This window comes from Nocardioides sp., from assembly GCF_036267815.1.
Classification (GTDB): domain Bacteria; phylum Actinomycetota; class Actinomycetes; order Propionibacteriales; family Nocardioidaceae; genus Nocardioides.
The window spans coordinates 54,868-80,266 of record NZ_DATAVI010000012.1; the positions used below are offsets into that span (position 1 = coordinate 54,868).

The window sequence follows — 25,399 nt, forward strand, 5'->3', positions numbered from 1 at the left end:
CAACCCCACAGGAGCAGACCATGACCGATCGCCTCAAGGAGCTTTCCGACGCGGGTGTCTCCATCTGGCTCGACGACCTGTCGCGGGAGCGGCTCGAGACCGGGAACCTCGCCGAGCTGGTCCGCGACCAGCACGTCGTCGGGGTCACCACCAACCCGTCGATCTTCCAGGCCGCCCTCAGCCACGGCGAGAGGTACGACGCGCAGATCCGCGAGCTCGCCGCGCTCGGCACCGACCGCGACCAGGCAGTCCGGGTGATCACCACCGACGACGTCCGCAACGCCTGCGACATCATGCGGCCGGCGTACGACGCCAGCGGCACCGTCGACGGCCGCGTGTCGATCGAGGTCTCCCCCGGCCTGGCCCACGACACCGACGGGACCGTCGCCGAGGCCGCTGACCTCTGGAAGACGGTCGACCAGCCCAACCTGCTGATCAAGATCCCGGGCACCAAGGAGGGCTGGCCGGCGATCACCGAGACGATCGCCAACGGCATCAGCGTCAACGTCACGCTGATCTTCGGCCTCGAGCAGTACCACGGCGTGATGGAGGCCTACCTCGCCGGCCTGGAGAAGGCCAAGGAGAACGGCCACGACCTGTCCGGCATCCACTCGGTCGCGTCGTTCTTCGTCTCCCGCGTCGACACCGAGATCGACGGCCGCCTCGACGCGGCGGGGGCCGACGCCTCCCTCAAGGGCCGGGCCGGCGTGGCCAACGCCCGACTGGCGTTCAAGGCGTTCGAGGAGTTCTTCGCCGGCGACCGCTGGGCCGAGCTCGAGGCCGCCGGCGCGCGCAGGCAGCGCCCGCTCTGGGCCTCGACCGGCGTCAAGAACCCCGACTACAAGGACACGATGTACGTCGACGACCTGGTCGTCGAGGACACCGTCAACACCATGCCCGAGAAGACGATGGACGCCGTCGCCGACCACGGCGAGATCAAGGGCGACCAGGTCCGGCCCCTCTACGACGACGCCGCGGCGACCATGAAGGCCCTCGCCGACGCCGGTATCGACTACGACGACGTGATCGAGGTCCTGATCAAGGAAGGCGTCGACAAGTTCCTCAAGGCGTGGGACGAGCTGCTCGGCTCGGTCGACGAGGCGCTGGCGGCCGCCCAGTGAGCCAAGCCCCCGTCGACCCGACCTCGACGGAGGCGTGGGCCGGTCTGTCCACGCTCGCCGACGGGTTCGCCCCGGATCTGCGCGCCTGGTTCGCCGACGACCCGGGCCGGGTCGAGCGGTTGAGCCTGACCGCGGCAGACCTGCACGTCGACCTGTCGAAGGCGCTGCTGGACGACGCCGTGCTGGCGGCGCTGCTGGCCCTCGCGGACCAGGTGGGCGTGACCCGGCGCCGCGACGAGATGTTCGCCGGGGCGCACATCAACGTCACCGAGGACCGCGCCGTCCTCCACACGGCCCTGCGCGACCCGGCCGGCCTCTCGCTCGAGGTCGACGGGCACGACGTCGTGGCCGAGGTGCACGAGGTCCTGGAGCGCGTGTACGCGTTCGCGAACGACGTTCGCAGCGGGACCTGGACGGGCGTGACCGGGCGGCGGATCGAGACCGTGGTCAACATCGGGATCGGGGGCTCCGACCTCGGTCCTGTGATGGCCTACGAGGCGCTCGCGGCGTACCGGCAGGAGGGCCTCGAGTGCCGGTTCGTCTCCAACATCGACCCGACGGACGCCGCGACGAAGCTGGCCGGCCTCGACCCCCAGAGCACGCTGTTCATCGTGTCGAGCAAGACCTTCGGGACGCTGGAGACCCTCACCAACGCCCGACTGTGCAAGGCGTGGCTCCTGGCCGGCCTCGGTGCCGTCGACGGGGGGAGCCACGACGAGGGCGAGGCGGTCCGCAAGCACTTCGTGGCGGTCTCGACCGCGCTGGACAAGGTCGCGGCGTTCGGCATCGACCCGGCCAACGCCTTCGGCTTCTGGGACTGGGTCGGCGGCCGCTACTCCATGGACTCCGCGATCGGCACCTCCCTGGCCGTCGCGGTCGGGCCGGACCGCTTCGCGGAGATGCTGGCCGGCTTCCACGCGATGGACGAGCACTTCCGCACCGCCGAGCCCGTCCGGAACGTGCCTCTCCTGATGGGCCTGCTGAACGTCTGGTACGCCAACTTCCTCGGGGCCCAGAGCCACGCCGTACTCCCCTACTCCCAGCTGCTGCACCGGTTCCCGGCGTACCTCCAGCAGCTCACCATGGAGTCCAACGGCAAGGGTGTGCGCTGGGACGGCACCGCCGTCACCACCACGACCGGCGAGGTGTTCTGGGGCGAGCCCGGGACCAACGGCCAGCACGCGTTCTACCAGCTGATCCACCAGGGCACGCGGCTGATCCCGGCCGACTTCCTCGCCTTCGCCACCCCGGCGTACCCGCTCCAGGACGCCGTGGACGGGCACAGCGTCGACGTGCACGAGCTGTTCCTGGCCAACTTCTTCGCCCAGACCAAGGCCCTCGCCTTCGGCAAGACGGCCGACGAGGTGCGGGCCGAGGGGACCCCGGAGGCGATCGTGCCGGCCCGGGTCTTCACCGGCAACCGGCCCACGACCTCGATCTTCGCGCCGGCGCTGACCCCGTCCGTCCTGGGCCAGCTCGTGGCGCTCTACGAGCACATCACGTTCACCGAGGGGGCGGTGTGGGGCATCGACAGCTTCGACCAGTGGGGAGTGGAGCTGGGCAAGCAGCTCGCGCAGCAGCTGGGCCCGGCCATTGCCGGTGACCAGGCGGCCCTCGACGATCAGGACGCCTCGACGCGGGCCCTGATCGGCTACTACCGCGCGCACCGGACCTCATGAGCCCCGCCGAGCGCCTCAACCCGCTGCGCGACCCGCAGGACCGACGGCTGCCACGCATCGCCGGTCCCTGCGGCATGGTGCTGTTCGGGGTCACCGGCGACCTGTCGCGCAAGAAGGTCATGCCCGCGATCTACGACCTGGCCAACCGCGGCCTGCTCCCGCCCGGCTTCAGCCTGGTCGGCTTCGCCCGACGCGACTGGGCCAACGAGGACTTCGCGCAGGTCGTCCACGAGTCGGTCAAGCAGCACTCACGCACGGAGTTCCGCGAGGAGGTCTGGAGGCAGCTCGCCGAGGGCTTCCGGTTCGTGCCCGGCGACTTCGACGACGACACGGCGTTCAACACCCTGGGGCGCACCATCGAGGAGCTCGACCAGGTGCGCGGCACCGGCGGCAACCACGCCTTCTACCTCGCGATCCCCCCGGGCTTCTTCGGCAACGTCGTGGGCCAGCTCAAGGAGCACGGGCTGGCGGAGCCGGCCGAGGGCTCGTGGCGCCGGGTCGTCGTGGAGAAGCCGTTCGGCCACGACCTCGAGTCGGCCCGCAAGCTGAACGCGACGCTCGCCACGGTCTTCTCCAGCGGGTCGATCTTCCGGATCGACCACTACCTCGGCAAGGAGACCGTCCAGAACATCCTGGCCACGCGCTTCGCGAACACGATGTTCGAGCCCATCTGGAACGCCAACTTCGTCGACCACGTGCAGATCACCATGGCGGAGGACATCGGCATCGGCGGGCGGGCCGGCTACTACGACGGCATCGGTGCGGCTCGCGACGTCATCCAGAACCACCTGCTCCAGCTGATGTCGCTGGTCGCGATGGAGGAGCCCACCTCGTTCGACGCCGAGAGTCTGCGGCTGGAGAAGCTCAAGCTGCTCCAGTCGGTCACCCTCCCCCGACGGCTCGACCTGACGACCGCACGGGGGCAGTACTCTGCCGGCTGGCAGGGCGGCGAGAAGGTCGTCGGCTTCCTCCAGGAGGAGGGCGTCCGCAAGACCTCGGCCACCGAGACCTACGCCGCGATCACGCTGCACGTCGACAACCGCCGCTGGGCCGGCGTCCCGTTCTACCTGCGCACCGGCAAGCGGCTCGGACGCCGAGTCACCGAGGTCGCCGTCGTGTTCAAGGCGGCACCGCACGTGCCGTTCACCCGCGCGGCCACCGAGGAGCTGACGCACAACGCCCTGGTCATCAGGGTGCAGCCCGACGAGGGCATGACGCTGCGGTTCGGGTCCAAGGTGCCGGGCACCCAGATGGAGATCCGCGACGTCAACATGGACTTCGCCTACGGCGGCTCGTTCACCGAGTCCAGTGCCGAGGCCTACGAGCGGCTGATCCTCGACGTCCTCCTGGGCGACCCGCCCCTGTTCCCCCGCAACGCCGAGGTCGAGCGCTCCTGGGAGATCCTCGACCCGGTGCTCGACCACTGGGCGGGCAAGGGCCGGCCCGAGCCCTACGAGTCGGGCACCTGGGGGCCGGCGTCGGCCGGCACGATGCTGACCCGCGACGGCCGGACCTGGAGGCGACCATGACCTCACCCCGCGCAGCCGCCCGCTGCGCCCGCACCCGTGCAGGGGTCCCGCGATGATCGAGCTGGTCGACACCAACGCCGCGGGGATCGCGGCCGAGTTCGTGGCCTCGCGGCTCCGCGCCGGGAGCCCGGCCATGAGCATGGTGATGACCCTGGTCATCGTCGTGGACGAGAACGGCGCCCAGGACGCGATGCAGGTCGCCCGGCAGGCCTCGCACGAGCATCCGGCGCGCGTGCTGGGCGTGATCCTCGGCGACGCCCGCGGGCACTCCCAGGTCAACGCCCAGGTCGGCACCGGCGCGGGCTGGACCGGAGAGACGGCCTTGATCCGGCTCCAGGGCGAGGTCGTCAAGCACGCCGAGTCCGTCGTGCTGCCGCTGCTCCTGCCCGACTCCCCGGTGGCGATCTGGTGGCCGTCCGACCCGCCGGCCGACCCCGCTGACGACCCGCTCGGCAGGCTCGCCCAACGCCGCATCACCGACGCGGCCGCGGCGACGAGGGCGAAGGGCAAGGCGATCCACCTCCAGTGTGCGGCGTACGCCCCGGGGAACACCGATCTGGCCTGGACCCGGATCACGCCGTGGCGCGCCCTGCTGGCGGCGGCCCTGGACCAGCAGCCGCTCAAGGTCACCGGTGGCTCGGTCACCGCCGAGCGGATCAGCCCCAGTGCCGAGCTGCTGGCCGCGTGGCTGTCCAGCCGGCTCAAGGCAAAGGTCACCATCGCCGGCTCCCGCGGACCCGGGATCACCGAGGTGCGACTCGACACCAAGGAGGGCCCGATCGTGATCTCCCGTCGCGACGGCCGACTCGCGACGTTCTCCTCACCCGACCGACCCGACCGTCCGGTCGCCCTCAAGCGCCGGCAGCTCCCCGAGCTGCTCGCGGAGGAGCTGCGTCGCCTCGACGAGGACGACGTGTACGCCGCGACGGCTCGCGCGCTGGCCCGGATGAGGAAGGCATGAGCTCGCCGCCGGCCTCCCGCGTCGAGGTCCACGAGTCGGCCGGCGACCTCGCGACCGCGGTCGCCGGCGCCCTGGTGCGCCAGCTCACCGTCGTCCAGGCGGCCGGGGAGGTCCCGCAGGTCGCCCTGACCGGGGGCACCATCGCCGATCGGATCCATCGCGAGGTCGCCCGGCTCGGGCCTGGCAGCGAGGTCGACTGGTCGCGCGTCGACTTCTTCTGGGGCGACGAGCGGTTCGTCGCGGCCGACTCCGACGACCGCAACGCCAAGCAGGCCCGCGAGGCCTTCCTCGACGCCCTCCCGATCGATCCCGCCCGCGTGCACGAGATCCCCTCCACGGCGGACGCCGAGTCCGTCGACGCCGCGGCCGCCGACTACGGCCAGGTGGTCCGCGGCGTGGGCTCGGGAGGCTTCGACGTGCTCATGCTCGGCGTCGGACCCGACGGACACGTCGCCTCGCTGTTCCCGGGCTTCCCGCAGCTCCGGGTCGACGACGCCATCGCGGTCGGGGTCACCGGGTCACCCAAGCCGCCGCCCGAGCGGGTCAGCCTGACCTTCGCCGCGCTCAACCGCTCCGAGGCGGTGTGGTTCGTGGTCAGCGGCGCCGACAAGGCCGACGCGGTCGGACAGGCCCTGGCCGCCGAGCCACCCGGCGTCGACCAGATCCCCGCGACCGGCGTCCGAGGCCAGCAGCAGACCATCTGGTTCCTCGACCGCGACGCGGCCTCCCAGGTCCGCTGAGCTGCGGGTCCCGCAGCCCGGCGGCTCAGAAGATGATGTCGCCGGACTTGCGCCGGCTGCGCAGGAGCTGGATCGCCTCGTCCAGGATCGTCTCGGCCTCGGCGTCGGAGCGGCGCTCCTTCACGTAGGCGAGGTGCGTCTTGTACGGCTCGATCTTCGGGGCCGGCGGTGGGTTGTCGGAGTCGAGGCTCGCGGGCAGCCCGCACTTGGGGCAGTCCCACGACTCGGGCACGACGGCCTCGACCGCGAACGTCACCACCGAGCGATGCTCGTGGGAGCAGAAGTAGGTGACCGCCTGACGCGGAGCGGCCTCTCCCCGCTCGGCCTCACCCATCGGACCAGCACCGACCCGGCTACCCCGGATCGCGTTCCCTCCACCAGCCACCTGTGACGGACCTTTCTGTCAGGAGTAGGCCCGCAAGAGGCCCAGGGCGATGACGCAGGCGAACCAGACCGAGCCGACACCGATGGTGAACCGGTCCAGGTTGCGCTCTGCGACTGACGATCCCCCGAGCGAGCTGGACACACCGCCGCCGAACATGTCGGACAGTCCCCCACCCCGACCCTTGTGCAGCAGCACGAGAAGCACCAGCAGACAGCTGGTGATCACGAGCAGGATGGTGAAGACGATGGTCACGAGGGCATAGCCTACGTCACGCCCACAGCCTTCCCGAACAGGCCCGAACTGCGGTCTGGACCGGACCGACCGGCGTGGCGACCATTTCTCACAGAGCCGGCATGTCGTAGAACCGGCAGACGCCTCCGAACTCGTCGGCCTGGAGGCTGGCGCCCCCGACGAGGGCCCCGTCGACGTCGGCCCGGGCCATGATCCCGGCGATGTTGGCAGCCTTGACCGAACCGCCGTAGAGGATCCGGCAGCCCGCGGCCGCGTCGTCGCCCGCGGTGTCGCGCAGGCGTCCGCGGATCGCCGCGCAGACCTCCTGGGCATCGTCGGGGGTGGCCACCTCACCGGTGCCGATCGCCCACACCGGCTCGTAGGCGACCACCAGCGCGCCGACCTGCTCGGGCGTGAACCCGGCCAGGGATCCGTCGACCTGCGCCAGCGTGTGGGGGACCTGCTCCCCCGCCCGGCGTACGTCGAGCCCCTCCCCGACGCAGACGATCGGCGTCATCCCCGCGGCGACGGCCTGCCGGGCCTTGGCGTTGACGAGCTCGTCGGTCTCGTGGTGGTACTCCCGGCGCTCGGAGTGTCCGACCACGACGTAGGAGCAGCCGAGCTTGGCCAGCATCGTCGCCGAGATCTCGCCGGTGTAGGCGCCGGAGTCGTGCGCCGAGACGTCCTGGGCGCCGTACCGGATCGCGAGCCGGTCGCCGTCGACCACCGTCTGCACCGAGCGCAGGTCGGTGAACGGCGGGATCACGGCGACCTCGGTGCGGGCGAAGTCGTGCTTCTTGTCGGCCAGGATCCAGGCGAGCTTCTGGACCAGCGCCAACGCCTCAGGGTGGGTGAGGTTCATCTTCCAGTTGCCCGCCATCAGCGGGATGCGCTTGGTCATCAGTGCCTTTCGAGGTCAGCGTTCGAGGACGGCGATGCCCGGGAGCTCCTTGCCCTCGAGCAGCTCGAGGCTGGCGCCGCCCCCGGTGGAGATGTGGCCGAAGGCGGCCTCGTCGAACCCGAGCCGGCGCACGGCCGCCGCCGAGTCGCCGCCACCGACGACCGACAGGCCGTCGACCTCGGTCAGCGCCCGGGCGACCGCACGGGTGCCCTCGGCGAAGGCCGGCGTCTCGAAGACACCCATCGGCCCGTTCCAGAACACGGTGCGGGCGTCGGCGATGGAGTCGGCGAACGCCTGGGCCGACTCGGGTCCGATGTCGAGGCCCAGTGCGTCGGCCGGGATCTCGTCTGCGGGGACGACGCGTGGCTCGGGCACGCGGTCGAGGGACGGGAACGCCGTGTCGACCACGATGTCGGTCGGGAGGAGGATCTCGACGCCGGACTCCTCGGCCCGGGCGAGGTAGCCGCGCACCGTCTCCAGCTGGTCGGCCTCCAGGAGGCTCTTGCCGACCTCGTGGCCTTGGGCTGCGAGGAAGGTGAACACCATGCCGCCACCGATCAGCAGCCGGTCGGCCTTGGCGAGGAGGTTGTCGATGACGCCGAGCTTGTCGGAGACCTTCGAGCCGCCCAGCACCACGACGTAGGGCCGGGCTGGGTCGACGGTGAGCCTGCGCAGCACCTCGATCTCGGTGGAGACCAGCTGCCCCATCGCATGCGGCAGGCGCAGCGCCACGTCGTACACGCTGGCCTGCTTGCGGTGCACCACGCCGAACCCGTCGGAGACGAAGCCGTCGGCGAGGGCGGCCAGCTGGTCGGCGAAGGCGCCGCGGACGGCGTCGTCCTTGCTGGTCTCGCCGGCGTCGAACCGGACGTTCTCCAGCAGGGCGATGTCGCCGTCCGCCAGGGCGGCGACCGTCGCGTGCGCGGACGGGCCGACGGTGTCGTCGGCGAAGGCGACGTCGCGGCCGAGGAGCTCCCCGAGGCGACGGGCGACCGGCCCGAGCGAGTAGCGCTGGTCGGGCTTGCCCTGGGGGCGCCCGAGGTGGGCGAGCACCACGACCCGGGCTCCGGCGTCGGCGAGCTCGCGGATCGTCGGCACGCTGGCGCGCACGCGGCCGTCGTCGGTGATCACTCGGTCATCGTCCGGGCCGTCGAGGGGGACGTTGAGGTCGGAGCGCACGAGGACGCGCTTGCCCCGGACGCCGCCCAGCTGGTCGGCGAGAGAGGTGTCGGTCACGTCAGAGCCGGGTCACAGGCCGGCGCCGACGTGGGCCGAGAGGTCGATGAGGCGGTTGGAGTAGCCCCACTCGTTGTCGTACCAGCCGACGACCTTGACCTGGTTGCCGTTGGCCAGGGTGCACTTGGCGTCGAGCGTGCACGAGGCCGGCCAGGTGACGATGTCCGCGCTGACGATCTCGTCCTCGGTGTACTCCAGGTACGGCGACAGCGGACCCGACTCCGCAGCGGCCTTGAACGCGGCGTTCACCTCGTCCTTGGTCACCTCGGCGCCGAGGGTGACGGTCAGGTCGGTCACCGAGCCCGTGGGCACGGGCACCCGCAGGGCATATCCGTCGAGCTTGCCCTTCAGCTCGGGAAGCACCAGCGAGATCGCCTTCGCCGCACCGGTCGTGGTCGGGATGATGCTGCTGGCGCCGGCCCGGGCACGACGCAGGTTGATCTCGCCCTTGCGGTTCAGCGAGATCTGGTCGAGCAGCTGCTGCTCGGTCGTGTACGCGTGCACCGTGGTCATGAAGCCCTTGTCGATGCCCCAGCTGTCCAGGAGCACCTTGGCCATCGGCCCCAGGCAGTTGGTGGTGCAGCTGGCGTTGGAGATCACGTGGTGCCGGTCGGCGTCGTAGTCACCGTCGTTGATGCCCATCACGATCGTGATGTCCTCGTCGGTGGCAGGTGCGGAGATGATGACCTTCTTCGCGCCCGCGTCGAGGTGCTTGCGCGCGTCCGCGGCGTTGGTGAAGAAGCCGGTCGACTCGATCACGACGTCGGCGCCGATGTCGCCCCAGCTCAGCGCCGCCGGGTCACGCTCGGCGGTCGCGTGGATCTTCGTGCCGTCGACGGTGAGGTAGCTCTCGTCGGACTCCACCTTGCCGGGGTAGCGGCCCAGGATCGAGTCGTAGCGCAGGAAGTGCGCCAGGATGTCGTTGGCCGCCAGGTCGTTGATCCCCACGACCTCGACGTCGGCGCCGGACGCCTGGAGGGCGCGGAAGAAGTTGCGGCCGATCCGGCCGAAGCCGTTGATGCCTACGCGAACAGTCACGTGATGCTCCTAGCAGGTGACAGAGGGTGGCCCTTGAGTCGGTACGACGACCCTATCGCCCATCGCCCGCCTCGCCACGCCGGGGAACCCGGCGCCCTCCCGTGGCCGGGACCGTCGCGGCGTCGGTGACGTCGGGCCTACTCGTCGTCGGCGAGCATCTCGGGAGTCAAGGACGCCTCGGTGTCGGGTATCCCCAGCTCCTCGGCCCGCTTGTCGGCCATCGCGAGCAGCCGTCGGATCCGGCCCGCGATCGCGTCCTTGGTCAGGACCGGGTCGTGGAGCTGGCCGAGCTCCTCGAGGCTGGCCTGCTTGTGCTGGAGCCGGAGACCTCCGGCGAGCTTGAGGTGGTCGGGAACCTCGTCGCCCAGGATCTCCAGGGCCCGCTGGACCCGGGCGCCCGCGGCGACCGCGGCCCGCGCCGAGCGCCGGAGGTTGGCGTCGTCGAAGTTGGCCAGACGGTTGGCGGTGGCGCGCACCTCGCGCCGCATCCGCCGCTCCTCCCAGGCCATCAGGGCCTCGTGGGCACCGAGCCGGGTGAGCAGCTGGGAGATCGCGTCGCCGTCGCGGATCACGACCCGGTCGACGCCGCGCACCTCGCGAGCCTTGGCAGGGATGCCGAGGCGACGGGCCACGCCGACCAGCGCCAGTGCGGCCTCGGGACCGGGACAGGTCACCTCCAGCGACGACGACCGACCCGGCTCGGTCAGCGACCCGTGGGCCAGGAACGCCCCGCGCCACGCGGCCACGGCGTCACACGCGCCGCCGGAGACCACGGCAGGCGGCAGCCCGCGCACCGGCCGGCCCCGGTTGTCGAGGAGACCGGTCTGCCGGGCCAGCGCCTCGCCGTCCTTGACGACGCGGACGAGGTAGCGACTGCCCTTGCGGATGCCGTTGCCCTGGACCATCGCGACGTCGCTGTGGTGGCCGAAGACCTCGACGATGTCCTTGCGCAGCCGGCGCGCGGCCGCGCCGGTGTCGAGCTCGGCCTCGACCACGATCTTCCCGCTGACGATGTGGAGGCCGCCGGCGAAGCGGAGCATCGTGGAGACCTCGGCCTTGCGACAGCAGGTCTTGGTGATGGTGGTGTTGGCGATCTCCGCCTTCACCTGAGCCGTCATCGCCATGGCGCCGATCCTGCCATGGACGTCAACGACCCTCCGGTGCGCGGCCACCGAGCAGATGCAGGATCTCGGCGAACGCCGCCGCCAGCTTCTCCGGGTCGTGCCTCGGGCCACCGTCGTCCGAGGCCACGTCGGCCACATGCACCCGGGCCCCGCAGGTCGCCGCGACGGCCTCCAGGTCGGCGAGGGCGGCTGACTTCGAGGCGTCGACCAGCACCGTCCCCAGCCGGAGCCCCGGCGCGTGACCGAGCAGCACCGCCAGGTGGTCGGCGGGCGCGAAGCCGCCGGTCTCGCCCTCCTGGGCGAGGTTGAGCACCACCACGAGGTGGGCGCCGGTCTCCACCAGCGCCTCGGCGAGGGCCGGCACCATCAGGTGGGGCAGCACCGAGGTGAACCACGACCCGGGTCCGAGGACCACGACGTCGGCGGTCCGGACGGCGTCGACCGCGTCGGGGCACGGCCGGAGATCCTCGGGTAGCAGCGAGATGGCCTCGATGGTGCCGGGTGAGGTCGCCACCGCCACCTGGCCCAGGACCGTGGTCAGCCGCTCGGGGTCCTCGGCGTAGAGGCCGCTGACCTGGGCCGAGATCTGGAGCGGCGTCAGCGCCATCGGCAGCACCCGGCCGCGGGCCCCGAGGAGCCGCCCGACCAGGTCGAGGGCCGCGACGTGGTCGCCCAGCAGCTCCCACAGACTGACGATCAGCAGGTTGCCGGTGACGTGCCCGTTCATCTCACCGGTCCCCGCGAAGCGATGCTGGAGGACCCTGGCCCAGGTCTCGCCCCAGTCGTCGTCACCGCACAGGGCCGCGAGGGCCATCCGCAGGTCGCCAGGTGGCAGCACGCCGAACTCCGAGCGCAGGCGCCCCGACGAGCCGCCGTCGTCGGCGACGGTGACGACCGCCGTGAGGTCGATCGGCAGCCGACGCAGCGCGGACAGCGACGCGAAGAGGCCGTGCCCGCCACCGAGGGCGGTCACCCGCCTCGGGGGGCGGCCCACCTCACTCCCGCCCGAGGTCGCGATGGACGGTGCCCGCGTCGTAGCCCGCCTCGATCAGCTGCCGGCTGATCTCCTCGGTCATGGCGACGCTGCGGTGCTTGCCGCCGGTGCAGCCGACGGCGACGGTCAGGAAGCGCTTGCCCTCGCGGAGGTACCCCGCGGCGACGCCGGAGAGCAGGGTGACGTAGTCGTCGACGAACTTGCGCGCGCCCTCCTGCTCCAAGACGTAGTCGCGCACCGACGTCGAGCGACCGGTCTGTCCGCGCAGCTCGGGCACCCAGTACGGGTTGGGCAGCCAGCGCATGTCGGCGACGAAGTCGGCGTCGACGGGGATGCCGTACTTGAAGCCGAAGCTGATCACGGTGACCTTGAGCCGGGTGGTGTCCGGGGTGCCGAAGGCCCGGGCGATCCGGTCGGTGAGCTGGTGGACGTTGAGGTCGGAGGTCTCGATGACCAGGTCGGCGTCCGCCCTGAGCGCTGCCAGGGCGATCCGCTCGCGGCGCAGGCCGTCGATGAGCCGGCCGCTGGCCTGGAGGGGGTGGGGCCGGCGGGCCGCCTCCTGACGCCGGACCAGCACGTCGTCGGTGGCGTCGAGGAACAGCAGGGTCGTGTCACGGCCGATGGCGTGCTGGGCGAGGTTGGCCTGGAGCGAGTCGAAGAAGGCGCCCGAGCGGACGTCGACCACCACCGCGATCGGCTGGCTGGCCCCGCGGCTCTCGTCGACCAGTCGTACGACGTCGCGCAGCAGGAACGGCGGGAGGTTGTCCACGACGTAGTAGCCGAGGTCCTCCAGCTCCTTGGCGGCGGTGCTGCGCCCAGCTCCGGTCATCCCCGTGACCACCACGACCTCGCCGCTGTGCTCGACGGGAGGCGCCGACGGCTCGCTCATCAGTCCTCCTGGATCTCGCCGGTGGCCGTGTTGACCGCCTGCCGGCCAGTCTGGCCCCCCGTGCGGGTGACTGCATCCTTGATGGCCGCGGCGGTGCGCGGCCCGATGCCCGGGACGAGCGCGATCTCGTCGACCTCGGCGGCCCGCAGCTTGCGCAGCGAGCCGAAGTGCTTGACCAAGGTCCGGCGCCGCACCTCGCCGAGCCCGGGCACGTCGTCCAGCAGGCTCTCGACCATCGACTTCGACCGCCGCGAGCGGTGGTGGGTGATGGCGAACCGGTGGGCCTCGTCGCGCACCCTCTGGAGGAGGTAGAGCCCCTCGGAGGTGCGCGCGAAGATCACCGGGTCCTCCTGCTCGGGCAGCCAGACCTCCTCCAGCCGCTTGGCCAGGCCGCACACGGGGATGTCGACCACACCGAGCTCGCGCATCGCCGCCTGCGCTGCCGCGACCTGGGGGGGACCACCGTCGACGACGACCAGCCCGGGGGCATAGGCGAACTTGCGCGGTCGACCGGTCTCGGGGTCGACCAGCATCGGCCCGGCGTCGGTCTGCACCTCCGCGGACCGCGACTGCTCGTCGAGGAGCCGCCGGAAGCGCCGGGTGATGACCTCGTGCATCGAGGCGACGTCGTTCTGCCCTTCGACCCCCCGGATCACGAACCGGCGGTACTCGCTCTTGCGCGCGAGCCCGTCCTCGAACACGACCATGCTGGCGACCACCTCGGTGCCTTGCAGGTTGGAGATGTCGTAGCACTCGATCCGCAGGGGCGCCTCGTCGAGACCGAGCGCGTGCTGGATCTCCTCCAGCGCCTGGTTGCGGGCGGTGAGGTCCGTGCCGCGCTTGGTCTTGTGCATGACCAGGGCCTGGGCGGCGTTGCGCGCCACGGTCTCCTGGAGGGTGCGCTTGTCACCGCGCTGGGGAACGCGGATGCGCACCCGGCTGCCCCGGCGCTCGGCGAGCAGCTCCTCGAACACCTCCGGCTCCGGCGGCAGGGCCGGCACGAGGATCTCGCGCGGGATGGCGGCATCGTCGCCGTCCTCCGCACCGGCATAGAGCTGGAGCAGGAACTGCTCGACGAGCTCGGGCGTCTCGCCCTCCTCGACCCGATCCGCGACCCAGCCGCGCTGGCCCCGGATCCGACCCCCGCGGACGTAGAAGATCTGCACCGCCACCTCGAGAGGGTCCTCGGCCAGGGCGATCACGTCGGCGTCGGTGCCGTCGCCGAGCACCACGGCCTGCTTCTCCAAGGCCTTCTCGATGGCACCGAGGTCGTCGCGCAGCCGGGCGGCGCGCTCGAAGTCGAGCTCGTCGGAGGCGGCGTACATCTCGTCGCGGATGCGTCGGACGAAGGCGTTGGTGTGTCCGCCCATGAAGTCGCAGAAGTCGTCGACGATCGACCGATGGTCCTCCGCGGAGATGGCGCCGACGCACGGGGCCGAGCACTTGTCGATGTATCCGAGCAGGCAGGGCCGCCCGATCTGGCCCGAGCGCTTGAAGACCCCCGCCGAGCACGACCGCATCGGGAAGACGCGCAGCAGCTGGTCGACGGTCTCCCGGATCGCCCAGGCGTGGCTGTAGGGGCCGAAGTACCTCGTGCCCTTCCGCTTCGCCCCCCGGCCCACCATCACCCGCGGGAACTCCTCACCGACGGTGACCGCCAGCCACGGGTAGGACTTGTCGTCGCGGTACTTCACGTTGTAGCGCGGGTCGAACTCCTTGATCCAGCTGTACTCCAGCTGGAGCGCCTCGACCTCGGTGTTGACGACCGTCCACTCCACCCCCGCGGCGGAGGTCACCATCGCGGCCGTGCGCGAGTGCAGGTTGCCGAGGTCCTGGAAGTACGACGACAGCCGGGCGCGGAGGTTCTTCGCCTTGCCGACGTAGATCACCCGGCCGCGGGCGTCTCGGAACTTGTAGACGCCCGGCTGGGTCGGGATCTCACCCGTCTTGGGACGGTACGACGCCGGGTTCGCCACGCCGCAACCCTACGGGCGGCCCCCGACAGCGGAGGGTTTCCGCACCGCCAGCACGGTCGCCAGGCTCGGGTCGGCGGCATAGGCGATCCGGGCGCCGTCGTCACGGGCCCGGTGCAGCGCCGCGAGGGTCGCCTCGGTGATCCGCTCCCCCGGCGCGAGCACGGCCACCCCGGGCGGGTACGGCGCGACGACCTCGGCACAGACCCGGCCGACCGCCGCCGACCACGGGACCGGCTCTCGCGGAGCGAAGAAGGCCTCGCGGGGTGTGAGCACCTGCTCGGTGTCCACGGTCCAGGCGGCGTTCGCAGCGGCCTGCCGTGGCCGGCCGCGGTGGCGCAGCACCGCCGCGGCCATGGCCCGCACGAGGTCCTCGACCGCCGCGTCGTCGTCGGCCAGCGTCACCATCGGCACGAGCAGGTCGCGGTCGGCCATCTCGAGGGCGAACCCCGCCGCGGCCAGGTCGCGGTCGACCGCGAGGCCGTAGGCGCCGGTCGCCGCGGTGAGCACGACCAGCTTCGCGTCGTCGAAGCGGACCTCGCCGAAGGTCGCGGAGTCGGGTGCGACGAGGCCGGGCACCCCGGCGAGCGCTTCGCGAGCCCGGCGTACCCGCGTCAGCAGTGCCGCCACGAGCTCCTCCCCTCGAATCGCCAGCAGGGCCATCGCAGCGTCGACCCCGGCGAGGATCGCGCCGGACGGTGACGTGGTGGCGGTCGCGTCGGCGGCCCGGTCCAGACGTCCTGCGTCGAGCAGGTCGGTGCGGGCCAGCACGACGGCGCCGTGGTTGAGCGCCGGCAGGGTCTTGTGCGCGCTGGTCACGACCGCGTCCGCCCCGGCGGCGAACGGATGCGGTGGCAGCGCCGGATGGCTCCCGAGGTGGGCACCCCACGCGGCATCGACGACGAGCGGCACCCGGGCCGCGCGGGTCACTCGGGCGATCGCGCCGATGTCGGCGCAGGTCGCGACGTACGACGGGCTCGTGACGAACACCGCCCGGGCCTCCGGGTGCGACTCCAGGGCCGCGGCGACCGCATCGGCCTGGATGCCGAGTGGAAGCCCCGTGGTCGGGTCGACGGGCGGGTGCAGCCACACCGGCCGCAACCCGGCGAGCACGAGCCCGAGCAGGACCGACCGGTGACAGGTGCGGTCGACGACCACCGTCTCGCCGGGGACGCCGACGGCCAGCGCCATCGTCTGGTTGCCGTGGGTCGAGCCGCCGACGCTGTAGCGGCACCAGTCCGCGCCGTACCGCCCGGCGGTCCGTGCCTCTGCGCTCCGGACCAGCGCGTCCGCCTCGCGCACCGGCGCCAGCCCGCCGTACAGTGGCAGGTCGCCGGTCACCAGGTCACCCACCAGGTCGGTGCGCTGCTTGTGGCCGGGCGTCGTGAACGGTCTCAGCCGGCCCGAGCCCAGCCGGCGCCGGGCCTGGACCCAGGCGTGGAGCAGCGGCGCGTCGTCGAGCAGGTCGGGGTCAGGCTGCACGCCCGGATGCTCCCACGTCACGTCACGACGCGGCCGGCCGCCCGGTGTCGGTCAGGCGACCTTGGAGCTCGTGGCCGACGTCCGGGAGACCTTGGCGTAGCCGCGCTTGGTGCCGGTCACCCTCACCCTGACTCGCAGTCCGCGTTGGGCCCTGGTCAGGGTGAGGGTGCGACCGCTCCGGTGCGCCAGCAGCACCTTCCCGGCGTACCACGCGTAGTGGAACGTCGTGCCGCGGGTCCAGTGGCCGTGCGCGGCGGTCAGGGTCCGCCCCACCCGGGCCTGCCCGTGGATGACCGGCCTGCTCGAGGCCAGCGTCTGGGACGGGTAGCGGACGACGACGTGGGCGCCGTCGCCGTCGAGTCGGGTCACCCGGACGACCAGGGCGTGCGACCGGTCGCGCCACCTCGTCCCGGCGGCGAGTGCGGTGTCGCCGGCCTTGTCCAGCACCAGGTCGTCGACACCGCTGCCAGCGCGAGCGGCCGTGACCACGACCCCCGGCGAGTAGCGGACGACCCCACCGGAGTAGCTCAGCGAGGCGCCACCGGACCGCCCGTAGTAGGCCCCGGCGTCCTCGCCGGCCGCGGAGCGGTAGTCCAGGTAGAGATGCTCGCCGGTGTCCGGGTCGATGACGCGCAGACTCCGCAGGCCGCTGCTGTCGCCGCGCGGGCGGATCACCGCGGCCACCCGGACGGCCCGGTTGTCCTGACCGGGGTGGACGTTCTTGATCTCACCGGGGTCGGTGATGCCCTGGAACACGCGGTACGGCGTGCTGAGCGCGGTCAGCTGGTTGTAGGGCGCCGGCAACGCGAACCCCATCACGTCGTAGACGCCGTAGTACTCCATCGACGTGCGGCCCACCCGCGCGTTGGCGTGCTCGAAGCCATAGTTGTGCCCGGTCTCGTGGGCGTAGGTGCCCTCGATCGAGTCTCCGGCCTTGACGACCAGCGCCCCGCCGCTGGCGAAGCTCGAGCCGACCGTGCCCTCCCCGACGACGGAGCCGCTCCCGCAGCTCGGGGGCACGAAGAGGACGAGCTGGTCCGACCCGTCGAAGCTGAAGTCGGGGAACTGCTGCTCGGCCTCCTCGACGACGGTGAAGAAGTCGCTGCCGAGCCCGCAGTCCGTCGTACTCAGGGCCGTGTCGTAGTGGTCCACCGTCGACGGCACGGTGCTGCCGGCGATGGCTCCGTTGGACTCCGTCTGCCAGTACGACCCGACCGCGCTCACGTGCGCGAGGAGCTGCGTGTCGTCCTGCCCCAGTGCGCCCTCGTTGTCCAGCGCGGCGACGAACTGCTGGTGGACGGTCGGGGTCGCCGCCGCGGCTCCCGGCGTCACCGACGGCGTCCCGACGACTCGCAGCGGCTGCCCGAGCCGACCGGCGAGACGCAGGGCCGCCGGATCGGCGGCGAGCAGCCCGTCGAAGACCTCCCCGGTGCGGGCGTTGCCGGCGAAGCGGCCGCGGACCTCGACGATCTCGCCGTCGGCCAGGGCGACGCCGTACAGCTGCCGCTGTCCCGGCTGCTCGGCCGCGACGACGAGGAGCCGGCCGTGGACGTGCACCATGGCCGTGCCGGCCTCGCTCGCTCCGGCGGGAGCCGCCAGGCCCGCCGCCGTCAGCGACAGCGCCACCGCTACCGGGACGGCGAGGGCGGCGAGGGCGGCGACTGCTGCGACGGGGGCGTGGGAAGGGGCGATGCTGCAGCGGGGCATGCGTGACCTCCGGGGAAAGGGTCCGTCCAGTGTTGGGCAGACCCCGGGGTCACGTCCGCCGAACCGGCCAAGTCATCCGGGCTCGGTCACCCGGGCTCACTCAGCCGCTGACGATGTTGGCGCCCTTGACCTTGATGCCCACCTTCGGCAGCGGTGGCACCGAGCCCGCCGCCGAGCCACTGGGCCCGGTGACGTTGCTGCCGTCGGTGATCGAGAACTGGCTGCCGTGGCAGCCGCAGTTGATCGTGCCCGCGGCCACGGTCGCCAGGATGCACCCCTGGTGGGTGCAGGTGGCCGAGAAGCCGTTGAAGGTGCCCTTGGCCGGCTGGGTCACCACGACGTTCTGCTCGGCCAGGATGACGCCACCACCGACCGGCACCTTGGCGGTCGCCACGAGGACCGCGCCCGCGGTCGCGCCGGTCTCGCCGCCGCCTGTCTGCGAACCCGGTCCGCACGCGGTCAGGACCGGGAGGCTGAGTCCCCCGACGGCGCCGACGGCCAGGACGCGACGGCGGGACAGTGCTGGTTCGGTCACGGGGACTCCTCGAGTTCGTGCGTGCTCGGACGTGGTGGAGGACCGGATTCTCGACGCTAGCCGCCATGCCTGAGCGTTCGCTGTGCGGGGCAGCCCGCGGAAGCCTCCGCCACTCACCTACGGCCCCGCCCCCGGCGAGGTTCAGCCGGGAAGCTCGGCTGATGGGCGGGCGGGCCGGCGGCTCAGGCCCTCCGGCCTCCGGCCAGCAGCGGCGCCAGGAACTGGCCGGTGTAGCTGGACGGATCTGCGGCTACCTGCTCGGGGGTGCCTTCGGAGATCACCGTGCCGCCCCGCGAGCCCCCCTCGGGGCCCATGTCGATGATCCAGTCGGAGGTCTTGATGACGTCGAGGTTGTGCTCGATGACGAGCACCGTGTTGCCCTTGTCCACCAGGCTGGACAGCACGCCGAGGAGCTTGCGGATGTCCTCGAAGTGCAGACCGGTCGTGGGCTCGTCGAGGACGTAGACGGTGCGGCCGGTCGAGCGCTTCTGGAGCTCGCTGGACAGCTTCACCCGCTGCGCCTCGCCACCCGAGAGGGTCGTGGCCGGCTGCCCCAGCCGGACGTAGCCCAGCCCCACCTCGCACAGCGTCTCCATGTGTCGCGAGATGGCCGGCACGGCCTTGAAGAACTCCGCAGCCTCCTCGATGGGCATGTCGAGGACCTCGGCGACGGTCTTCCCCTTGTAGTGGACCTCGAGCGTCTCGCGGTTGTAGCGAGCGCCGTGGCAGACCTCGCACGGCACGTAGACGTCGGGCAGGAAGTTCATCTCGATCTTGAGCGTGCCGTCGCCGGAGCACGCCTCGCAGCGGCCGCCCTTGACGTTGAACGAGAACCGGCCCTGGAGGTAGCCGCGCATCTTCGCCTCGGGCGTCGAGGCGAACAGCTTGCGGATGTGGTCGAAGACCCCGGTGTACGTCGCGGGGTTGCTGCGCGGCGTACGGCCGATCGGCGACTGGTCGACATGGATCACCTTGTCGACGTGGTCGAGACCGTTGATCCGCTTGTGGCGGCCCGGCACGGCCCGGGCGTTGTAGATCTGCTTGGCCAGGCTGGTGTAGAGGATGTCGTTGACCAGCGTGGACTTGCCCGACCCGGAGACTCCCGTGACCGACACGAACAGCCCGAGCGGGAAGGCGACGTCGATGTCTTGGAGGTTGTGCTCGTAGGCACCGACGACCTTCAGCTCGCGCCCCTTGGTGCGGGGTCGGCGCACCTCCGGCACGGGGATCGACTTGCGACCGGACAGGTAGAGCCCGGTCAGCGAGTCGCGGTGCTTGAGCAACCCCTTGACCGATCCGGAGTGGACCACCTGACCGCCGTGCTCACCCGCGCCGGGCCCGATGTCGACCACCCAGTCGGCGGTCCGGATGGTCTCCTCGTCGTGCTCGACCACGATCAGGGTGTTGCCGAGGTCCTTGAGCCGGACCAGGGTCTCGATCAGTCGCTGGTTGTCGCGCTGGTGAAGCCCGATCGAGGGCTCGTCGAGGACGTAGAGGACGCCGACCAGGCCGGCCCCGATCTGCGTGGCCAGCCGGATCCGCTGGGCCTCTCCACCGGACAGCGAGCCGCTCGGCCGGTCGAGGGAGAGGTAGTCCAGACCCACGTCGAGCAGGAAGTTCAGCCGCTCCTGGATCTCCTTGAGCACCCGTTCGCCGATCTGGCGCTCCCGCGCCGACAGGTCGAGGTCGCGCAGGAACTCGGCCGTCTCGTTGATCGGGAGGTGGCAGACCTCGGCGATGGACTTGCCACCGATGGTGACCGCGAGGCTGACCGGCTTGAGCCGGGTGCCCCGGCAGGCCGGGCACGGCACCTCCCGCATGAAGCCCTCGAACCGCTCCCGGCTGGTGTCGGACTCGGCCTCGCCGTGTCGGCGCTCGACGTAGGTGCGGACCCCCTCGAACTCGGCGTAGTAGGCGCGCTGCCGGCCGTAGCGGTTGGTGGTGACGACGTGAACCTTCGTCGGGTGGCCCTCGAGCAGGCTCTTGCGAGCCTTGGGCGTCAGCTTCCCCCAGGGGGTGTTCAGGTCGAAGCCGAGCTCCTCGCCGAGCGCACCCATCAGCCGCAGGAAGTAGTCGGCGACGTGAGCCTGGCTCCACGGCTGGATGGCGCCCTCGCCGAGAGTCGCCTGCGTGTCGGGGACGACGAGGTCGGGGTCGACCTCCATCCGGGTGCCGAGGCCGTGACAGGTCGGGCACGCCCCGAAGGGGCTGTTGAACGAGAAGGACCGCGGCTCGAGCTCGTCGGTGTCGAGGTCGTGGTCGTTGGGGCAGGACATCCGCTCGGAGAACTTCATCTCCCGACCGGGGTCCCTGGCGTCGAGGTCGACGAAGTCCAGCACGACCAGGCCGTTGGCCAGCCGCAGCGCGGTCTCGACGGAGTCGGTCAGTCGGCGCTTGGACGACGCCTTCACCGCCAGTCGGTCGACGACGACCTCGATGGTGTGCTTCTTCTGCTTGTCCAGCTTGGGGGGGTCGTCGAGGGTGTGGGTGTCACCGTCGACCCGGACCCGCGAGAAGCCGTCGGTCTGGAGCTGTCGGAACAGCTCGACGTACTCCCCCTTGCGGCCGCGGATGACCGGGGCGAGCACCTGGAACCGACGGCCGTCCTCGAGACCGAGCACCCGGTCCACGATCTGCTGGGGCGTCTGCCGCTCGATCGGAGCGCCGCAGACCGGGCAGTGCGGACGGCCGGCGCGCGCGTAGAGCAGGCGGAGGTAGTCGTAGACCTCGGTGATGGTGCCGACGGTCGAGCGCGGGTTCTTCGACGTGGACTTCTGGTCGATGCTCACCGCCGGTGAGAGGCCCTCGATGAAGTCGACGTCGGGCTTGTCCATCTGCCCGAGGAACTGTCGCGCGTACGCCGAGAGGGACTCGACGTAGCGCCGCTGCCCCTCGGCGAAGATGGTGTCGAAGGCCAGGCTCGACTTGCCCGACCCCGAGAGCCCGGTGAACACGATGAGGGAGTCGCGCGGCAGGTCGAGCGAGATGTCCTTGAGGTTGTGCTCGCGGGCACCACGGATGATGAGCTGGTCGGCCACTGCTGTCCCTCGGGCTGAGTCGTCTGGTCGGTGTCGTTCGAACACATGTTCGCCAACACTCGCTGCCGGCGCAAGCCTGACACGGCCCACCGACAGTCCGATCCTACGGGCGCGGACCAGTCCGCACCCCACCCCGTTCGGCGTCCTCGCCCCGCCCTTGCCGCACCCTTGCCGCGCCCTTGCCCAGGGTGGCCCGTGGTGTTGGATGGGTCTCATGACCACCGACCACGAGCAGGCCGCGGATCGGGTCGGGGCCGCCGCCGGCCGCCTGCTGCGCACGGTCGACGGGCTCGCCGGTGGCGGCTGGGAGGCTCCCACCTTGCTGCCGGACTGGAGCCGTGCGCACCTGGTCGCCCACCTGGCGCTCAACGCCGAGGCGCTCACCCGCCTCCTGCACGGGGTGGTCGCCGAGCCCGACGACGACGTGCCCCGCACGATGTACGACTCCGACGAGCAGCGCGCCCAGGACATCGAGACGCTCGCCGCAGCCGGCCCGACCGAGATCCGTGACCACCTGCTCGCGGCGACCACGACCTTCGCCGACGCCGTGGCAGCCGTGCCCCCCGACGGTTGGGAGACCCGCGTCGAGCGAACTCCCGGCGGTCGCACCATGCGCGTGGCGTCGGTGCCCGGGATGCGGCTGCGGGAGCTCGAGATCCACCACGTCGACCTGCACGCCGGCTACGCGACGTCCGACTGGAGCCCGGCCTTCGCCGAGCACCTCGTCGACGCCATGACCCGGCGCCTCCATCCGGCCAGGGGGTTCGAGATCAGGCCCGTGGACTCCTCCCGCGCCTGGGTGGTCGGAGCCGGCGAGTCGGAGTACCCCGTCCCCGTCGTGAGCGGCCCGGCAGCCGACGTCGGCTGGTGGCTGACCGGGCGGGTCGCGCCCGACAGCGTGTCCTGCTCGCATGGCGAGCTCCCCGCGATCGAAGGTTGGTGACCCATGACGAACGACGCCTATACCGGTGAGGTCTCGCCCGGCGGCGAGGCACAGACACGTACGGCCGGGCACCTGGAGATCACCAAGGTCGCGGTCGATCCGCAGATGTCGAACAACTGCTACCTCCTGCGCTGCACCGACACCGGTGACCAGGTCCTCATCGACGCCTCCGACGAGGCACCCCGCCTGCTCGAGCTGATCGGGGACGGCGGTCTGTCGGCGGTCGTCACGACCCATCAGCACTGGGACCACCACCGGGCGCTCGCCGAGGTGGTGCGGGCCACGGGCGCCACCGTCGTCGCGGGCGAGCCCGACGCCGACGCCATCACCGAGCAGACCGGGGTGAGCGTGGACCACCGGGTCGGCGAGGGAGACCGCATCCCGGTCGGCACCTGCTCCCTGGTCGTCATCCCCGTCGCGGGCCACACCCCGGGCTCGATCTGCCTGCTCCACGACGACGGCAGCGGCCAGCCCCACCTGTTCACCGGCGACTCGCTCTTCCCGGGGGGTGTGGGCAACACCCAAGGCGACTCCGGGCGATTCCAGCAGCTCCTCGAGGACGTCTCCACCAGGATCTTCGACGTCCTGCCCGACGAGACGTGGTTCTACCCCGGCCACGGCAGCGACTCCACCCTGGGCGTCCAGCGCCCCCACCTCGACGAGTGGCGCGAGCGCGGGTGGTAGGGCGGGCGACCGCGGCCAAGCATGGACAGTGCGCCTACCGGCTGCTGGGCCTCCTTCAAACAGCGGAGCTGCACTTCACCAGGGCTGACCAGATGGATGATCGATGGGAGGGGTCGTACAGCGACGTCAACATACGGGTTCGTCCCGCGCTTTATGGCGAGCGCTGGGAGAACGTTCAACCACAGATGGCTGCGCTGTATCAGCACGGCCGAACTCACACGTACTTGAACTGCTGGTACGTGGGGGCGGAAGAGTCGTACGCAATGTGGAAGATGTACGACGCGGCGGGCAGGGGGTCGCCCTCCGCACGACTGTGGGACGCCTCCAAGGGGCGCTCCTCGGCGAGCACCGGCAGCCCGTGGTCGGCTCTCTCGTCAACTACGTCAACTACTCCGCAACGTTCATCCCCGAGGGCAATGTCTTTTCCCCATACGTCTATAAGCGCATGAGCTTCGCTCATGAGCACGAATACCGACTCCTCACTGCTTGGCATCCCAACATTCTGGAAATCGACGAAGAGCGCGACGTTGTGACCCGCGAACCCGACGTACCCCCGATGTTCCGCCGCGAGGAACTCGATCTAGGCCAACTCATCGAGGCGGTGTATGTCTCCCCGGACGCAGCTGCCTGGGTGGCCGAAGTGGTAGTCCAGGCCACCCACATGTATCTCCCCGGTCTCGATGTCCGACACTCGGACCTCGAAGCCGACCCGGTCTACTGACGACAGTCTGCTCCTTCGTTCTTTCCACCCGAGCCGAGCGCAGTTCGCAGGCCATGCAGTCGCGCGGCGGACGAGCCGCAGTTCAAAGAATTGAGCACATAGAGCCGGGATATGGTGCCGATGGGGCGTCCCGGTCGATGGCGTGTTCGACAGCTTGGGGAACGTCGAGATCTGCGGACTATCAACGCGACGATCCTCCCGGATGCTACGAGATTGAGCCAATCGCTTCGTCGGTGAGACCGTCGCGTAGCTCACGCCATTCGGCAAGCTCTCACCGACGCCGACGAGGCGCGCAGAAGTGCCACAGCCACCCGACCGGCTTGCGCTGTGTACCTCGGTCAGAGGCGCTGCCATTCGCGTCGGAGATGTCGCCCTGGGCCACCCAAGTTGCGTACGGCGCGGTTCGGAGCGGGAGCGCGCAGGAAGAGAGTCGGGAGGAGAGGCCTCCGTGTCTCCTGTTTGCGATGTGGGTGTCGATTGCGCTCACAGGCGATCGTGGCTCTCACAGTCACGCTGTTGGTCACCGCCTAACAGGAATGGGCCGGGCACGCCGCCTCCGAGGATTGGTCGTCAGCCGTTGCGCCGCTGGTACAGCTCGTTGGCAGTGGCGATGCCCTCGTCGTAGACCCGACGCATCCGAGCCTGGATGTCGAGGAAATCCTGGAGTGTGTGGAGTTCGAACGTCGGACCTCGCCGACGAGACCGATGACCGACGGCGAACGGACCTTGCCTCATGATCCACGAGGCGTGCACCAAGATGTTTCGTTGCTCCATCGCGGCCCGGGCTTCGGCGGCCCACTCGGCTATCGCCTGACGCCCGGTCACGCTCGCAGAGTCGTTCAATCTTCTCCAACAGCCAACTGTTGGTCTGGCCCGCAGTCAGCGTCATCACGTCGTCCCACGCGTCGTCGTTGACAAGCCCGGCGATGATGCCCGTGGCAGCAGAGTCGATGAGCGCACCGAATGCCGTGATTCCACCCAACGCTCGCAGGTACTCGTCGTCCAGCGGGAACCCAGCTTCAAGCAGCGGGTCGGTCATTCGGGCCTCAAGCTGGAGAGGTCGGTGACGAGGCTCGCACCAATGGTCGATGTCGTTGTCACCGGCTCCAGGTCCACTGGTAAGCCACCCTCAAGCTCCCCGGCCCTGTCGATGTGCCGTACGACTAGCTTGTCCTGGGCCAGGTGCGGCTCCACTTGGAACAGGTGCCCGTGCTCCCAACTCAGATGCGCAACGTCTGAGTTCAGGAGCGTGTGAGCGCGGTGCAACCGCTGTACCGAAGCCACCGGCGTTGGGACCCATTCGCGCGCGTAGTCGCCCGGCGACATCGCCCGACTGTCGGGCTCCCACCCTGCCTTGGGCACGAAGAACTCGAAGAGGCTTCGTGCGTGGATGAGTCCTGACTCGATGAAGGCGTTCCGGGCGGGACCCTCGTCGCCCACGGTCTCGCAGACAGCAGACGCCATCTCGGCCGTCATCCAGACCTCGTA

23 protein-coding genes are annotated in these 25,399 nt (G+C 70.9%); 8 read left to right on the forward strand and 15 right to left on the reverse strand.

Going from position 1 to position 25,399, the window contains the following annotated elements:
* Positions 1–20: 20 nt before the first annotated feature.
* The 5 genes from tal to pgl are packed head-to-tail and all read left to right on the forward strand — an operon-like array spanning position 21 to position 6,030.
* Entirely contained in the window at positions 21–1,121 is a 1,101-nt protein-coding gene (gene tal / locus VHW64_RS02695) for a transaldolase (RefSeq protein WP_329648965.1), read from the forward strand.
* Positions 1,118–2,800: a glucose-6-phosphate isomerase gene (gene pgi, locus VHW64_RS02700; protein WP_329648966.1), complete on the forward strand. Its 1,683-nt coding sequence runs from the start codon at positions 1,118–1,120 to the stop codon at positions 2,798–2,800. The genes tal and pgi overlap by 4 nt, the downstream gene beginning before the upstream one ends.
* Positions 2,797–4,329 (forward strand): glucose-6-phosphate dehydrogenase, encoded by a 1,533-nt coding sequence (gene zwf, locus VHW64_RS02705; protein WP_329648967.1) that lies wholly within the window; start codon positions 2,797–2,799, stop codon positions 4,327–4,329. The genes pgi and zwf overlap by 4 nt, the downstream gene beginning before the upstream one ends.
* Before the next feature lie 52 nt (positions 4,330–4,381).
* Complete coding sequence (locus tag VHW64_RS02710; protein WP_329648968.1) at positions 4,382–5,290, forward strand: glucose-6-phosphate dehydrogenase assembly protein OpcA; 909 nt, start codon at positions 4,382–4,384, stop codon at positions 5,288–5,290.
* Complete coding sequence (gene pgl, locus VHW64_RS02715) at positions 5,287–6,030, forward strand: 6-phosphogluconolactonase (RefSeq protein ID WP_329648969.1); 744 nt, start codon at positions 5,287–5,289, stop codon at positions 6,028–6,030. Before VHW64_RS02710 ends, pgl begins: the two co-directional genes overlap by 4 nt.
* A 25-nt stretch (positions 6,031–6,055) precedes the next feature.
* On the opposite strand, the gene VHW64_RS02720 is transcribed toward pgl, so the two are convergent.
* From VHW64_RS02720 to uvrA, 13 genes are all read right to left on the reverse strand, one after another.
* Positions 6,056–6,415: an RNA polymerase-binding protein RbpA gene (locus tag VHW64_RS02720; RefSeq protein WP_329648970.1), complete on the reverse strand. Its 360-nt coding sequence runs from the start codon at positions 6,413–6,415 to the stop codon at positions 6,056–6,058.
* Positions 6,416–6,433: 18 nt separating this feature from the next.
* Positions 6,434–6,667, reverse strand: coding sequence for a preprotein translocase subunit SecG (secG, locus tag VHW64_RS02725; protein ID WP_329648971.1), 234 nt, complete (start codon positions 6,665–6,667; stop codon positions 6,434–6,436).
* An 88-nt stretch (positions 6,668–6,755) separates the two neighbouring features.
* On the reverse strand, positions 6,756–7,547 hold the full coding sequence (gene tpiA, locus VHW64_RS02730) for a triose-phosphate isomerase (RefSeq protein WP_329648972.1): 792 nt from the start codon (positions 7,545–7,547) through the stop codon (positions 6,756–6,758).
* Between the two features lie 15 nt (positions 7,548–7,562).
* Positions 7,563–8,783: a phosphoglycerate kinase gene (locus VHW64_RS02735; protein ID WP_329648973.1), complete on the reverse strand. Its 1,221-nt coding sequence runs from the start codon at positions 8,781–8,783 to the stop codon at positions 7,563–7,565.
* Positions 8,784–8,795: 12 nt separating this feature from the next.
* Positions 8,796–9,821, reverse strand: a complete 1,026-nt coding sequence (gap, locus tag VHW64_RS02740) for a type I glyceraldehyde-3-phosphate dehydrogenase (RefSeq protein ID WP_329648974.1) — start codon at positions 9,819–9,821, stop codon at positions 8,796–8,798.
* A 137-nt stretch (positions 9,822–9,958) separates the two neighbouring features.
* The gene (gene whiA / locus VHW64_RS02745) at positions 9,959–10,945 is read right to left on the reverse strand and encodes a DNA-binding protein WhiA (protein ID WP_329648975.1); all 987 of its coding nucleotides are present in this window, start codon (positions 10,943–10,945) and stop codon (positions 9,959–9,961) included.
* 22 nt (positions 10,946–10,967) lie between these two features.
* Positions 10,968–11,918, reverse strand: coding sequence for a uridine diphosphate-N-acetylglucosamine-binding protein YvcK (locus tag VHW64_RS02750; RefSeq protein ID WP_329648976.1), 951 nt, complete (start codon positions 11,916–11,918; stop codon positions 10,968–10,970).
* A gap of 22 nt (positions 11,919–11,940) precedes the next feature.
* Positions 11,941–12,828, reverse strand: coding sequence for an RNase adapter RapZ (rapZ, locus tag VHW64_RS02755; protein ID WP_329648977.1), 888 nt, complete (start codon positions 12,826–12,828; stop codon positions 11,941–11,943).
* Complete coding sequence (uvrC, locus tag VHW64_RS02760) at positions 12,828–14,804, reverse strand: excinuclease ABC subunit UvrC (protein WP_329648978.1); 1,977 nt, start codon at positions 14,802–14,804, stop codon at positions 12,828–12,830. Before uvrC ends, rapZ begins: the two co-directional genes overlap by 1 nt.
* Before the next feature lie 9 nt (positions 14,805–14,813).
* Complete coding sequence (locus VHW64_RS02765; RefSeq protein WP_329648979.1) at positions 14,814–16,283, reverse strand: aminotransferase class I/II-fold pyridoxal phosphate-dependent enzyme; 1,470 nt, start codon at positions 16,281–16,283, stop codon at positions 14,814–14,816.
* 51 nt (positions 16,284–16,334) lie between these two features.
* Entirely contained in the window at positions 16,335–17,990 is a 1,656-nt protein-coding gene (locus VHW64_RS02770; RefSeq protein ID WP_329648980.1) for a hypothetical protein, read from the reverse strand.
* A 100-nt stretch (positions 17,991–18,090) separates the two neighbouring features.
* On the reverse strand, positions 18,091–18,525 hold the full coding sequence (locus tag VHW64_RS02775; protein ID WP_329648981.1) for a Rieske (2Fe-2S) protein: 435 nt from the start codon (positions 18,523–18,525) through the stop codon (positions 18,091–18,093).
* A gap of 182 nt (positions 18,526–18,707) precedes the next feature.
* On the reverse strand, positions 18,708–21,563 hold the full coding sequence (uvrA, locus tag VHW64_RS02780; protein WP_329648982.1) for an excinuclease ABC subunit UvrA: 2,856 nt from the start codon (positions 21,561–21,563) through the stop codon (positions 18,708–18,710).
* A gap of 214 nt (positions 21,564–21,777) precedes the next feature.
* On the opposite strand from uvrA, the gene VHW64_RS02785 reads away from it, so the two are divergent.
* From VHW64_RS02785 to VHW64_RS02795, 3 genes are all read left to right on the forward strand, one after another.
* Positions 21,778–22,506, forward strand: a complete 729-nt coding sequence (locus tag VHW64_RS02785; protein WP_329648983.1) for a maleylpyruvate isomerase family mycothiol-dependent enzyme — start codon at positions 21,778–21,780, stop codon at positions 22,504–22,506.
* Positions 22,507–22,509: 3 nt separating this feature from the next.
* Positions 22,510–23,190, forward strand: a complete 681-nt coding sequence (locus VHW64_RS02790; protein ID WP_329648984.1) for an MBL fold metallo-hydrolase — start codon at positions 22,510–22,512, stop codon at positions 23,188–23,190.
* 358 nt (positions 23,191–23,548) lie between these two features.
* Positions 23,549–23,911 (forward strand): hypothetical protein, encoded by a 363-nt coding sequence (locus tag VHW64_RS02795; protein ID WP_329648985.1) that lies wholly within the window; start codon positions 23,549–23,551, stop codon positions 23,909–23,911.
* A gap of 570 nt (positions 23,912–24,481) precedes the next feature.
* On the opposite strand, the gene VHW64_RS02800 is transcribed toward VHW64_RS02795, so the two are convergent.
* Together VHW64_RS02800 and VHW64_RS02805 are read right to left on the reverse strand one after the other, a co-directional pair.
* Complete coding sequence (locus VHW64_RS02800) at positions 24,482–24,736, reverse strand: hypothetical protein (protein WP_329648986.1); 255 nt, start codon at positions 24,734–24,736, stop codon at positions 24,482–24,484.
* Between the two features lie 210 nt (positions 24,737–24,946).
* A partial coding sequence (locus VHW64_RS02805) for a hypothetical protein (protein WP_329648987.1) occupies positions 24,947–25,399 on the reverse strand: 453 nt, incomplete at its 5' end.